Origin of the sequence: Hyphomonas sp., assembly GCF_041689225.1 — a bacterium.
Classification (GTDB): domain Bacteria; phylum Pseudomonadota; class Alphaproteobacteria; order Caulobacterales; family Hyphomonadaceae; genus Hyphomonas.
Genome location: NZ_JBDNGN010000143.1, coordinates 1 through 11,019 on the forward strand (window position 1 = coordinate 1; position 11,019 = coordinate 11,019).

10 protein-coding genes are annotated in these 11,019 nt (G+C 62.1%); 5 read left to right on the top strand and 5 right to left on the bottom strand.

What is annotated here, in order from left to right:
* Nucleotides 1-135: 135 nt before the first annotated feature.
* The 4 genes from ACESNB_RS14160 to ACESNB_RS14175 are packed head-to-tail and all read right to left on the bottom strand — an operon-like array spanning nt 136 to nt 2,457.
* A complete protein-coding gene (locus ACESNB_RS14160) occupies nt 136-528 on the bottom strand; it encodes an MAPEG family protein (RefSeq protein ID WP_373008411.1) in 393 nt (130 codons plus the stop codon).
* Between the two features lie 59 nt (nt 529-587).
* Nucleotides 588-1,055, bottom strand: a complete 468-nt coding sequence (locus ACESNB_RS14165) for a VOC family protein (RefSeq protein WP_373008427.1) — start codon at nt 1,053-1,055, stop codon at nt 588-590.
* Nucleotides 1,056-1,057: 2 nt separating this feature from the next.
* On the bottom strand, nt 1,058-1,516 hold the full coding sequence (locus ACESNB_RS14170; protein WP_373008413.1) for a hypothetical protein: 459 nt from the start codon (nt 1,514-1,516) through the stop codon (nt 1,058-1,060).
* A gap of 56 nt (nt 1,517-1,572) precedes the next feature.
* Nucleotides 1,573-2,457: a methylated-DNA--[protein]-cysteine S-methyltransferase gene (locus tag ACESNB_RS14175; protein WP_373008415.1), complete on the bottom strand. Its 885-nt coding sequence runs from the start codon at nt 2,455-2,457 to the stop codon at nt 1,573-1,575.
* Nucleotides 2,458-2,603: 146 nt separating this feature from the next.
* Between ACESNB_RS14175 and ACESNB_RS14180 the strand changes: the two genes are divergently transcribed.
* The 3 genes from ACESNB_RS14180 to ACESNB_RS14190 all read left to right on the top strand — a co-directional run bounded on the left by ACESNB_RS14180 (nt 2,604) and on the right by ACESNB_RS14190 (nt 5,961).
* Nucleotides 2,604-3,914, top strand: a complete 1,311-nt coding sequence (locus ACESNB_RS14180) for an O-acetylhomoserine aminocarboxypropyltransferase (protein ID WP_373008417.1) — start codon at nt 2,604-2,606, stop codon at nt 3,912-3,914.
* A 78-nt stretch (nt 3,915-3,992) separates the two neighbouring features.
* A complete protein-coding gene (locus ACESNB_RS14185; RefSeq protein WP_373008419.1) occupies nt 3,993-4,940 on the top strand; it encodes a glutathione S-transferase in 948 nt (315 codons plus the stop codon).
* 76 nt (nt 4,941-5,016) lie between these two features.
* On the top strand, nt 5,017-5,961 hold the full coding sequence (locus ACESNB_RS14190; RefSeq protein ID WP_373008429.1) for a cyclase family protein: 945 nt from the start codon (nt 5,017-5,019) through the stop codon (nt 5,959-5,961).
* Between the two features lie 84 nt (nt 5,962-6,045).
* Here the strand turns inward: ACESNB_RS14190 and ACESNB_RS14195 are convergent, their stop codons facing one another.
* Nucleotides 6,046-8,535 carry a TonB-dependent receptor plug domain-containing protein gene (locus ACESNB_RS14195; protein ID WP_373008421.1) on the bottom strand — a complete coding sequence of 830 codons (2,490 nt, stop codon included), beginning with the start codon at nt 8,533-8,535 and terminating at the stop codon, nt 6,046-6,048.
* A gap of 191 nt (nt 8,536-8,726) precedes the next feature.
* Between ACESNB_RS14195 and ACESNB_RS14200 the strand changes: the two genes are divergently transcribed.
* Both ACESNB_RS14200 and ACESNB_RS14205 read left to right on the top strand, forming a co-directional pair.
* Nucleotides 8,727-9,539 carry an SDR family NAD(P)-dependent oxidoreductase gene (locus ACESNB_RS14200; protein ID WP_373008423.1) on the top strand — a complete coding sequence of 271 codons (813 nt, stop codon included), beginning with the start codon at nt 8,727-8,729 and terminating at the stop codon, nt 9,537-9,539.
* 94 nt (nt 9,540-9,633) lie between these two features.
* Nucleotides 9,634-11,019 (top strand): acyl-CoA dehydrogenase family protein (locus tag ACESNB_RS14205; RefSeq protein ID WP_373008425.1); only part of this gene is annotated, 1,386 nt, incomplete at its 3' end.

Here is an 11,019-nt window from a genome sequence, read left to right on the forward strand (position 1 = left end):
ATGCGCACGGCCCAGAAACACACAATCGAAGACGTCATCCATGAAACCGGAAAAATCGTGAAGACCATCAGCTCATCCGAATGCCAAAACTATATCACAGGAGCGGGTTATGCTTCCGCCGAAAACTGAAACGCTCTAGGTCAGCGCGAACCAGACACAGGCACCTGCGGTGACCAGCGTTACAATCAGCGTGACCAGCGTTCCGGCCATGCGGCCGAAACTGGAACCCGACGTGCCACCAAGACCGATTGCGTGAAGGATGCGGGCGACGAGGAAGCTGCCGCCGAGCGCGTGGATCAGCACAACCGGCGCTGCCAGGGCCGCAAGCCCCGCAATGCCGATCAGGACAATCGGAACGTCCTCAACGGCATTTCCCTGAACGCGGATCGCACGTTGCATCGCCTCGTTGGCGCCATCGCCAAACATGACCTTTTCCTTCGCGCGGACGCGACCGACGTTCATCTTCAACGCCAGCATCAGGAAGCCGAACAGGCCGAAATAAAGTGTCGCAGCAGCAAATGCTGACATGGATAGTCCTCCCAGTTTTGAAGAGACTTACCGTAGTTTAGCCAATCTGCACGGGTTTTCTACCAGGCGCCGATATTCTCGGCACTGACCCACGGCTCCTTGGGCGCCTTGCGCTCACCCTTTTGCAAAAGCTCGACTGAAATGCCGTCCGGTGACCGGACAAAGGCCATGTGACCGTCGCGGGGCGGGCGGTTGATCGTCACGCCCTGCGCGGCAAGGCGCTCGACCGCCGCATAGATGTCATCGACCATGTAGGCGAGGTGGCCGAAATTGCGGCCGCCGGAATAGTCTTCCGGGTCCCAGTTATGCGTCAGCTCGACCATCGGGATATTCAGCTGGGTCGGATTGGCATTCTCGGGCACGCCGCCGAGACGTTTCACGTCTGCAGGCGACGCCAGGAAGACCAGCGTGAAGCGGCCTTTCTCATTGTCGACACGCCGGACCTGCTCCAGCCCGAGCCCCTCGCAATAGAATTTCAGTGATGCGTCAATATCGGCGACGCGCACCATTGTGTGAAGGTATTCGATGCTCATGAGGGGCCTCCATTGAGGTCGCGCACGACCTGTTTCAGGTTGGGTGGCATCAGGGCATAGTATCGGCGCATCGCCGCGGCGAGCAGCAGGATCATGAAGCCCATGATGGCGAGGAAGACGGAAAACGTGTGGATCATCGTGCCGGTCTCGAACACGGGTGATGACCCGGAGGCGCGCCAGAGCGCCAGCCAGACCATGTTGAAGGCGGCTACAAAGGGCGCAACCAGGATCGAGACGATCGTGGCGCAGGCGAAGAAATAAGTAGCCGAGCGCGGGCCTTCGCTGCGCAGGTAGAGGTCGGTGAACTCCGCATCGCCAATGTCAGCCGGAATTTCACCGGTTTCCTTGCGCGCAGCGAGGACTTCGGGCGCAAAGTCGCTGGTCGTCTTCCATCGCCATGCGAGGTGTGCGCCCCAGGCGAGAAGGGCCACGAAAAGCAGGATCATCGGCAACATGGAAAAACGGGCAGGTCCGAATTTGCGGCGAGGGGCCGTCTGCCCAGCTTGCCGGTTCAGGCGGCATGGGCGCGTTCATAGGTCAGCATGGCACGCTTTCGCGCCACACCCCAATGATAGTTATGGAGCCTGCCGTCCGCCGCAAGGGCCCTGTGGCAGGGAATGAACCAGCTGATCGGGTTTGCCCCGACCGCCGCACCGACGGCACGGGCGGCCTTGGGATGGCCGGACACTTTCGCCAATTGGCCATAGGTCTGGGTCGTGCCCGCCGGAATCTCGAGCAGGGCGCGCCAGACCTGACGCCGGAACGGCGTGCCATAGAGCGCCACGGGCATCGGCTCACCCGACTCGAAGACGCGACTGGCAAAGCTGGCCGCTTCCGCATCGTCACGCCGGATATCGGCACCGGGATAGCGCACGGCAAGGTCGGCAAAGGCCTGCGCTTCGCCGACGCCCTGATGTTCAAACCCAGTGCGTTGCGGCGCGCCTTCGTCGATAAACCCAAGCGCCACCAGCCCGCGCGGTCCGATCAGCCATGCACCCAGGCCGAACGGTGTGGGTGCCTTCCCCAAGACCAGGTCAGCCCCTGCCCCGCCGGCCTTGGCCTCACCGGGGGTGAGGCCTTCGTGAGCGATGAACAGGTCATGCAGGCGGCCCGGGCCGGACAGGCCGGTCTCGAGCGCGGCATCAAGCACGCTTGCGCCATCGCGCAGCAGGTCGCCAGCGGCGCCATGCGCCAGCGCGGCCTGGAATTGTTTCGGACTGATGCCGGCCCAGCGCGTGAATTCGCGCTGGAAGTGGCTGGGCGACAGGTTCATCGCGGTCGCTACGCTCGCAAGGTCCGGCCAGTCGCGCCAGGTGTCGCCGAGGTGATCCAGGGCGCGGGCCATGCGGTCATAGGCCAGGGCGCGTTCGTCGAGGGGGGCAAGTGTCAGTGTCATGAGAGGCAGTTTGCCTGCTGGGAAGGGCCGCTTCCACCCGTTTCTTGCGGCAACGTGCAGCTCAACGCACCTTTTAGCCCAAGGGCCTGTGCAGGCGGGTATCAGGCGCTAAAAGAGGGGCAGACAAACCAGACAGGGAGATAAACGTGACTCAGGGATTTTCGACACGCGCCATTCACGCAGGCAGTGCGCCAGACCCGGTGTCCGGGTCGCGCGCCCAGCCGATCCACCAGACAACCAGTTTCGTGTTCAAGGATGCGGCCCATGCCGCCAACCTGTTTGCACTCCAGGAATTCGGGAACATCTATACGCGCCTCGGCAACCCGACGACTGGCGCGCTGGAAGCCCGTATCGCCGATCTTGAAGGCGGCACGATGGGCGTTGCCACAGCGTCCGGTCATGCGGCGCAATTGCTGGCCTTCCATGTGCTGATGGAGCCCGGCGCGAATATCGTTGCGGCGCGGCAGCTTTACGGCGGCTCGATCAACCAGTTGTCGCACGCATTCAAGAAGTTCGGCTGGGATGTGAAATTTGTCGATATTGACGACGTGGCAGGGTTCGAGGCCGCGATTGACGACAAGACGCGCGTGATCTTCACCGAGAGCCTCGCCAATCCGGGCGGCCTCGTCACGGACATGGCCGCAATTGCCAAGATCGCCAGCAAGCACGGCATTCCCTTCATGGTCGACAATACGATGGCGTCGCCCTACCTCTGCCGACCGCTGGAGCATGGCGCGAATATCATCGTGGAGAGCCTGACCAAGTTCATCGGCGGTCACGGCAACTCGATCGGCGGCATGATCGTCGATGGCGGCAATTTCGACTGGCTGGCGCACAAGGCCAGGTTCCCGACCATGGCGAGCCCGCAATCCTATTACAATGACATGGTGTTCGGCGAGGCCTTCGCCGCGCTGCCGCTCGGCCCTGACGGGTCGAACGTGAATATCGCCTTCGCCATCGCGGCACGCGCTTTCTCGCTGCGCGATCTCGGCCCGGCGATGTCGCCCATGAACGCATTCCTCATCATGACGGGGTGCGAAACCCTGCCATTGCGCATGGAGCGCCACTGCGCCAATGCCCTGAAGGTCGCCAAGCACCTCAGCGCGCACAAAAAGGTCAGCTGGGTGCGCTATGCAGGCCTTGAAGGCGATGCGCATTTCGAGCGGGCGAAAAAATACCTGCCCAAGGGGGCTGGCGCCGTGTTCACGTTCGGCCTGAAGGGCGGGCATGAGGCGGGGGTCAAGCTGGTTGAGGGCGTGAAACTGTTCAGTCACCTCGCCAATATCGGCGACACGCGTTCGCTGATCATCCACCCGGCATCGACCACGCACAGCCAATTGACGGACGCGCAGAAAACCGCTGCCGGGGCTGCGCCCGACACCGTGCGCCTGTCGGTCGGAATCGAGGATGCTGCCGACATCATTGCTGATCTCAACCAGGCGCTGGCTTCGCTCTGATCGCCGGAAAATTCCCTTCCCTGTTTGCCTGAACGCCTGCAAAGTGATCGTCAGGCCAACAGGGGAGGGCCCAGACCCATGGCAGATGCCCGCAGCATAATTCTGCACGAATACCCGACGTCGCCGTTTGCAGAGAAGGTGCGCCTGGCGCTCAAGCTGAAGAACCTCGCCTATTCGCGCGTGGAGATCCCGGTGATCATGCCCCGGCCCGACCTGATGCCGATGACGGGCGGCTATCGCCGCACGCCGGTGATGCAGATCGGTGCAGATATCTATTGCGATACGGCGATCATCCTGCGTGAGCTGGAATCCCGTTTCCCGAATCCGTCACTGCGCACGCCGGGCCATGAGGGGCTCGCCCAGATGGTGGCCGGATGGACCGATGCGCGCTGGTTCCAGTCGTCGGTCGCCGTCATCTTTGGCGAGCGGGCCGACAGCGTGCCCGAGGATTTCAAAAAGGACCGCGAGGCCCTCTCCGGCCGGCCCTTCGACACCGAAGCCATGAAAAAAGTGGCGCCGATGATGCGCGACCAGTGGCGCGCCCGGCTGATGTTGCTGGAAGAGCGCCTTCAGGCTGGCAAGGGCGCTGGCGCCGGCGTCTACCTGATCGGCGCGAAGCCAGGCTTCGTCGACGTCCACGCCTACATGAATGTCTGGTTCGTGATGAACACGGTGCCCGACTTTGCCAATGCCTGCCTTGAGTCCGCGCCATTGACGCGCGCCTGGTATGACCGGCTGACCGAGGCCGAAGGCCAGGCGCCCGAAACCATCAGTTCTGCCGAAGCGCTGGCGATCGGGAAAACGGCGGCGCCGCGCCTCGTGGCGGCAACAACGCTCAACGAGCCGCAGGGCTTTTCCCCCGGTGACAATGTGGCCGTTGCGCCGGATGATTATGGCCAAGTCTGGGTCGAGGGCGAACTCGTGCACGCCGATGCCCAGCGCCTGATCCTGCAGCGCACATCGCCCGAGGCGGAAACCATCCATGTCCACTTCCCGCGCGCCGGATTCCTCGTCCGCCGGGCCTGACAAGGCTTGCGCATGCGCCTCCCGGATATAGGCTGGCCGAAAACCAGTCGTGGGAGGACGAAAAATGAAGCGTTTGATGATTGCGGGCCTGTTTGTGCTGGGCGCTTGCCAGTCGACACAGGCCGACGAGTTGGCCGTGGACGGCGCCGCGAGCGAAAGCTGGTACCCGTCGAAATATGGCGCCGCTGACCGGCTCGGCGCGCTCAACAATCTCAGCGTAGAAAAGACGGCGGCGGCGGCGAAACTGGTCACGACCGGAAAGACCTATTCGCTCGGCATGGTGACGGGCCGCGGTACTCCCGCCTATGGCCCGCGCAAATATGACGTGACGGTGCTGCAATTATCGGATGGGTCCGGCACACCCCTCGGTGAAAACATGGCGACCGGCAATGACGATATTGTCGATGTCTGGGTCGGCATCGGCAGCCAGATTGACGGGCTGGGCCATATGGGCATCAACCACGAATACTATAATGGCGTGCCCGTGGCTGACTTTGTCACGACATCCGGCCTGACCCAGTTTGGCACCCACCTGTTGCCGCCGATCGCGACACGCGGCGTGTTGCTCGACATGACCAAGGCATTCGGCGATCCCGTCGCGCCGGGTACGGCGTTCAACACAGCCGAGATCGAGGCCGCCGCAATGCGTGCGGGCATTTCCATCGAGGCTGGTGACGTCGTGCTCTTCTACACCGGTACGATGAAATCGCAGGCCGGGGCGTCCGAACTCAACCCCGCCGAACCGGGCATCGGCGTCGACGGCATCCAATACCTCGCAGATCTCGGCGTCGTGGCCATCGGATCGGATACATGGGCGGTTGAGGTCATTCCGTTCGAGAATGAGGCCCGCCCGTTTGACGGACACCTGACAATGCTGGCCAAGAACGGCGTCTACATCCTGGAAAACATGGTGACGGACGAACTCGCCGCCGATGGCGTGACGGAATTCTTCTTCACGCTGGGCGCGCCCCGCCTTGAAGGCACCGTGCAGGCCATCATCAATCCGGTCGGCATTCGCTAGACTCTCGTCGAATGTCCGGCCCAACGAAAAACGCCGCCCTCTTTCGGGGGCGGCGTTTGTCTGTTGGCTGAAAGTCGTGAGCAACTAGAACTTCACGCTGGCCTTGCCGTACACGAAGCGGCCGGAGCTGCCGTACGGGATGTAGCCGGAGAACGGCGTATTGCCTGTGCCGTTCTGACCAATAGGCGCTGGATCGCCATACTCGTCGAACACGTTGTCCGCACCAATCGACAGGGTGATACGCTCGTTCCAGGTGTAACGGCCCTCGATGTCGAGGAGCGTGTTTGGATCGATCGTGTAGTCGTTGGCAGGGTTCGAGCTTGGCACGAGCACTTCGCCGTAGCGGATGGCACGGACCGTTGCGCCGAATGGACCACGTTCCCAGCCGAGCGAGGCCGTGAGCTTGTCTTTCGGCGTACCCTCTTCAAATGTCAGCACATTGACGCGGCCGAACAGGACCGGGTTCGACGGCAAGGCCGTGAGCTGAGGAATGTCCGGCACTGCGGTGACATCCGTCTTGTTGAAGTTGGCACCGAATGTCGCATCAAACTTGCCCATGTCCGTTTCCGGGAACGCATAGTTTGCCACGATGTCGACACCTGTCGTTTCGGTATCCACACCGTTGAGGAAGAAGCGGCCACCGCCCGAACCCAGAAAGCCCTGGCCTTCGAGGTAGTCACGCACGTCCTGCGACGTGAGGTTTTCCGACAGCACGATCCGGTCGTTCACGTCGATGCGATAGGCATCAATGGTGACGTTGAGCGGACCATTCCGGAAGACAGCACCTATCGAGTAGTTGACCGAGTTCTCGGCATCGAGATCCTGGGCACCCAGAGCCACGGCCGCCGGATCAGTGACCGGGAACGTGGTGATGTCGAACGGCACGCCGTTGATGAAGTTCGTCGACGTCGTCGCAAAGTACTGCTGCTGCAGGGATGGCGCACGGAAGCCATTCTGCAGCGAGCCGCGCAGGGCGAACATGTCGTTGAAGTCATAACGGGCAGCCAGTTTTCCGGTGACCGTTTCGCCGAAGTCGGAATAGGACTCGACGCGCACGGCACCCGACACAAGGAACGCGTCTGTCACGTTGGCTTCGAGATCGAGATAGGCACCAATTGCGGTGCGGTCTTCGTCAACTTCATTGGCCGGACGGAAGCCCGGGAACACCTGCGCGCCCGAAGATGTCGGGCTGCCGTTCAGGAGAACGCCGCCATTGCGGTAGCTGTCTGGCTCGCCAGCATTGATCTCATACATTTCCTGACGGGCTTCGAGACCCCAGGCGACGTTGAGATCGGAGGCGAGACCGTCAACCGCAAAGCCTTTGACGGCCGAGAGGTTGGCGACGACCTGGCTGTACTTGAAGCCGCCGGCATCGAACGATGTCTTGGAGGCAGGGCCGATCGAACGGTTGAGTGTGTTCTCGATCGTGAACTGCATCTCGTTCGAACCGTAGACGAGGGACGTATCCATATCCCATCCGCCCATGTCGAACCGGGCACCGCCAGCCAGCGACGCGTCGGTGGTTTCTGGCGAGATCAGAGGCAGGAAGCCGTTCGGGTAGATTTCGACGACGTTACGGGCATCCAGAGCGCGGCGGTAGAAGCCTGCCGATGTCGTGTCGCGATCCTGATAGCTGGCCCAGCCATAAAGCTCGACGCCATTTTCAAGATTGTAACCTGCATTGCCGAACAGTGTGATCTGTTCGAGTTCAGGCTCGCCGGTCCATGCGTTGTAGCGATTGATCACTGCTTCGCGCGGATCGGTGCCACCACCTGGATAGTTCGGACGAACGTCGAACCCGGAGCGTTCAGAATGCTGCTGGTCTTTGTACTCGGCCGACACAGTCAGGTAGCCGTCCTCGCCAAGCTGGAAGCCTTTCCAGCCCGCCAGAGTCACGACGTGTCCGTCAGACCGTTCGCGGGAAATTTCGCCGCTGGCCGGAACGGTGACGCCGGCAGGCGGCGTTCCGACTGGTACGGTGTATTCCGTTTCGCGCCAGCCATAGCTGACTTCTGCGGCCCCGCCTTCGGCAGCTTCCCGCAGGTTGACGTTGATCACGCCAGCGATGGCATCAGAACCATACTGGGCCGAAGCGCCATCACGCAGCACTTCGATGGCGGAGACGGCAAGGGTCGGGATCGTGTTGAGGTCGACAGCCGATGTACCGCGACCGATTGATCCGTTCACGTTGACGAGCGACGCCATGTGGCGGCGCTTGCCATTGACGAGAACCAGCGTCTGGTCAGGGCCGAGACCGCGCAGCGAGGCTGGCCGGACCGAGTCCGTGCCGTCATTGAGGGCCGGACGCGGGAAGTTGAATGATGGGAGCTGGACCGACAGGGCCTGGTTCAGTTCGCCGATGCCGATCTTTTCGAGCGTGGCCGCTGAGACGATGTCAACAGCGACAGCCGTGTCGAGGGCGGAGCGATTGGCGACCCGCGTGCCCAGCGTAACGACGGTCTCGAGCGTACGATCGGTTTCCGGGGCGGCTTCTTCCTGGGCAATGACCGGGAAGGCGATGGATGCGATGGCCACAGCAGCTGTGGCAGCTCGCAGGACAGTTTTGAACTGCACGGTGAGTATCCTCCTTTGGATTACGATGGGCGCCCGACGCTGGGTGTCCAACTTTGAATGACTCCCTTTGGGCATTCAAAATCAGAGCGAAGATCGGACGTTAGTGAAAAAATCACAAGTGGGAGACACTTTTTGTCCCGCTCATGTGATAATTATGACACTTCGGTAATGGCATTGCGAAAGGCCACATCATGAACAGACGACTGTGCCTTATCACGGGCGCATCAGCCGGCATCGGCGCGGAGTTTGCCCGTCAGTATGCGGCGCTTGGCTGGGACCTCGCCCTGACCGCGCGCCGCGCCGACCGGCTGGAGGCGCTGGCGGCCGAGCTTGAGGCCGCGAATGGTATAACCGTCATCCCGATCGTCCAGGATCTTGCCCGCGCCAACTCTGTCGACAAGATCCTTGGCACGCTTGCCGACCAGGGCCGACAGGTCGATGCCCTCGTGAACAATGCCGGCTACGGGCTGCCCGGAACATTCTTCAATACCGACTGGAAGGATCAGGCGGCCTTCATCCGGGTTCTTTATGCGGCTCCGATAGAACTCGTGCATAAAGTGCTGCCGGGCATGGCAGAGCGCCGCTATGGCCGCATCATCAATGTCGCCTCGCTTGCGGGCTATGCCGCCGGCAGTGCAGGCCACACGCTCTATGCGAGCGTCAAGGCCGGGCTGATCAAGTTTTCCGAAAGCCTGAATGCCGAATGCGCCGCGACCGACCAGCCCGACATCCATTGCACCGCGCTGTGCCCCGGCTTCACCTGGAGCGAGTTCCACGACGTCAACGGCACGCGCGACGACACGGACAAGATGCCGAAATGGATGTGGATGCAGGCCGCGCCTGTCGTGAAGGCCGGCATCGATGCGGTCAACAAGGGCCAGCCGGTCGTCGTCCCCGGCGCCGTCAACAAGACGCTGGCCTCCCTGACCCGCATTCTCCCCGAACCCCTCGGTCGCGCCATGGTCCGCGCCCAGTCACGACGCTACCGGCGGATGGACGCCTGACGCCACCTGCGTTGTTGCACCGCACAATCTTTCCATGACTCTTCGCGCCTGCGCACTATACTAAGAAAATTGACTAGAGATCGTGGAGGATATTATGGACGGCACTGCAGGCGAAACACTCGAGACATCCCCGGTCCTGACAGGGCTTGTCGCAACCATGGCCGACGGCGTCTCGGCGCTGGAAACCTATGTTGCCGCCGCCACTAGCGGCGCCGGTGCCCGGCTGAAAACCGCAGAAGGACGCCCCGACCGCAAGGCGCTGGAACGCGAGCAGCACATGGCCCACGGCCTGTCATGGATCGCGACCTATCTCGAAGCCCTGCGCCAGACAGCCGAATGGGCCGCCCGTCTCGAAGCGGAAGGCAAGTTCGGCGAGATCGAAGCGCTTCTCTCGCAGATCCTGTTCAGCGAATATTTTGCACAACTCGTCGGCGGCGTGCCGATGAACCAGGGCGAGACGATCCGTCCGCACGAACTGGGCCTGCTGGCCGAGGTCGACGCGCTTTTTGCCAATCCTGCGGTCAATCGCCTGATCATCGAGGGCAAGACCACTGCGTCCATGGCGGCTGCTGCCCGCCTGTTGCCCGACGCCTTGTCGCGCAACACGGTGGAAGAGACCGGCCTCGACGAGACGATGAGCATGGTGCGCGAGCAGTTCGCGAAATTCTCAAGCGACAAGATCAAGCCGCACGCCCATGGCTGGCACATGCGCAACGACTATATCCCGATGGATGTCGTCAACGAGATGGCTGAGCTCGGCGTGTTCGGCCTGACCATCCCCGAAGAATTCGGCGGCTTCGGCATGGGCAAGATCGCCATGTGCGTCGTCTCCGAAGAACTGTCGCGCGGCTATATCGGCGCCGGCTCGCTAGGGACGCGCAGCGAGATCGCAGCCGAACTGATCCTGATCGGCGGCACCGACGACCAGAGGCAGAAATGGTTGCCCCTGATTGCGAGCGGCGAAATCCTGCCGACCGCCGTGTTCACCGAACCGAATACCGGTTCTGACCTCGGCAGCCTGCGCACCCGCGCGGTCAAGACCGAAGACGGCAGCGAATATGCCATCACCGGGAACAAGACCTGGATCACCCACCCGGTCCGCGCCGATGTGATGACCGTGCTCGCGCGCACCGAACCGGCGACGAACAATTTCTCCGGCCTGTCGATGTTCCTGGCCGAGAAGCCGCGCGGCGACGATGCCAACCCCTTCCCGGCTGACGGCATGACCGGCGGTGAAATCGAAGTCATCGGCTATCGTGGCATGAAGGAATACGAGATCGGGTTCGACGACTTCCGCGTGAAATCCGAAAACCTGCTCGGCGGCGTCGAGGGCCAAGGCTTCAAGCAGCTGATGGCGACGTTCGAAAGCGCCCGCATCCAGACGGCGGCCCGCGGTATCGGTGTGGCCCAGAACGCCTTCGAGATCGGCCTGCAATACGCCCTCGACCGCAACCAGTTCGGCCATCCGATCTTCAGCTTC